Annotated in this window: 1 protein-coding gene; it reads right to left on the minus strand. The window is 43.3% G+C overall.

Annotated elements, in window-relative coordinates; translation table 11 throughout:
- Positions 1-98 precede the first annotated feature (98 nt).
- Positions 99-1358, minus strand: a complete 1260-nt coding sequence (ltrA, locus tag ACSVDD_RS29860; protein WP_510167030.1) for a group II intron reverse transcriptase/maturase — start codon at positions 1356-1358, stop codon at positions 99-101.
- Positions 1359-1946 lie beyond the last annotated feature (588 nt).

Below are 1946 nucleotides of genomic sequence, written 5' to 3' on the forward strand. Positions count from 1 at the left end.
GTATGTCGTACCAGGTGAAAATAAATCGAGTAGGAGGGGGTGACTAACCCCCGACCTCTCACACCACCGTACGTACCGTTCGGTATACGGCGGTTCAATTAAGTGTGACGTAGAAATTCATATCTTTGATATAGACTTTTGAGCCCTCGATGACTCCAATAAGAGTTATCGAGGGTTTTGTGTAGGATTGGACTAGAGGCTATTCTCCAATATTTCTTTCTGGAGTTTCCCCATTCGTATGCCTTTTGGTCAGGGACACCTAGACTTTTGAGTTTTCTTACTCTTGTCTTTGGATTCTTCCATTGTTTCCATTCAATCATACGAAGTCTCCTTCTAATCCACTCATCAAATTCTTTAAATTTACTCGGTGTATCAGCTAATGCAAAATATCCACACCATCCCGTTAGATATTGATTTAGTTTCTCGATTCTAACTTCCATAGGAATTGGTTTAGAACGCGAGGTTAGCTCCCGTATTTTAGCTTTAAGCCTTTTAATACTTTCATTTGCTATACGAACCTTCGGTATCTTATTAACCGTAAAGCTAAAGCCGAGGAACTTTCGTTTCCACGGGCGATCAACCGCTGATTTTTCTCTATTTACTTTGAGCTTTAATTTCTGCTCAATGAAGCATGTAATCGAGTTCATCACTCGTTCTCCAGCTTTCTTCGATTTCATGTAAATATTACAATCATCGGCATAGCGGACAAACTTGTGACCTCTCCTTTCTAACTCTTTATCAAGCTTATCCAAAAGGATATTCGAAAGAAGAGGGCTCAGGGGACCTCCTTGTGGTGTTCCTTCTTCCGCATCATAGACTACACCATTTATCATGATTCCTGCTTGGAGATATTTCCGTATTAGTTTCAAGACCAACCGGTCTTGGATTCTGCTTGCCAATATCCCCATTAACTTATCATGATTAACTTTGTCAAAGAATTTCTCCAAGTCCATGTCTATCACCCATCTATAACCTTCACTTATGTATCCCCTTGCTTTACGAACTGCGTCATGACCTCTTCGGTTTGGTCTAAACCCATAACTATGTTCTGAGAAGGTTGGGTCAAAAAGCGGGGTTAGAACTTGTGCGATAGCCTGTTGAATGAACCGGTCTGTCACGGTAGGTATTCCTAGTAATCTTACTCCACCGTTCGGTTTCGGGATTTCGACTCGACGTACTGGGTTAGGTTGATAGGTACCTCTCCTTAAAGAATCACAAAGAGTGTCCCAGTTCTCATAGAGATGTCTTCGTAGGGATTTTACGGACATTCCATCTATGCCGTGACTCCCTTTGTTCTTCTCCACACGTTTAAGTGCTTCTATTAAGTTTTCCCGTGACAGAATCCGATCCATTAACATGTGATATTTCCTTTCGACGTGAACGTAGAAATCTAATTATGTTATTCCTGCTCCACCCTCATGAAGTCCCCTGTGGAATTCACCACTTCCTCCTTCAAGTAAGTCCTTTCGGATTGTCTGCTTCTACACAGGAATTGTATGCCTAGTTCTCGTTCTTCCTAATTGTTCAGTCCTTCCCTTACCGTCTCGAGTCGGTAAGGTACTATGACCTCTGCTGACTTCTGGTTGTTCAGCTATCTATTGCTAGATAGGTTACCAAGTGTACTTGGCGTTTCAACCAGACCTCCCCGGGTAAGAGTACAGTCTTTCCCTCCATCTATCTGCTTCATTTACTCTGTACCATCTTCGGCAGTAAGGACTTTGTTTTGTTTTGCAAACTCATCCAATGGTACCTAGCCTTATATGAAGTTCGTGTTCCTCAGACCGGAGGTTTGCCGCTCGCTTCCTTCAGATTCCGCGTCACCACGGACACCCTTGCGTTAAGCTAACCACTACTACTGCCTTCATGGCTCGGGACTTGCACCCTATAGACTGCACCCATGCCGGGCGCACAAAAAAGAGGCAAGCTTTCATAGCTTGCCTCCACAC

The sequence above is a fragment of the Azospirillum terrae genome, from assembly GCF_053470425.1.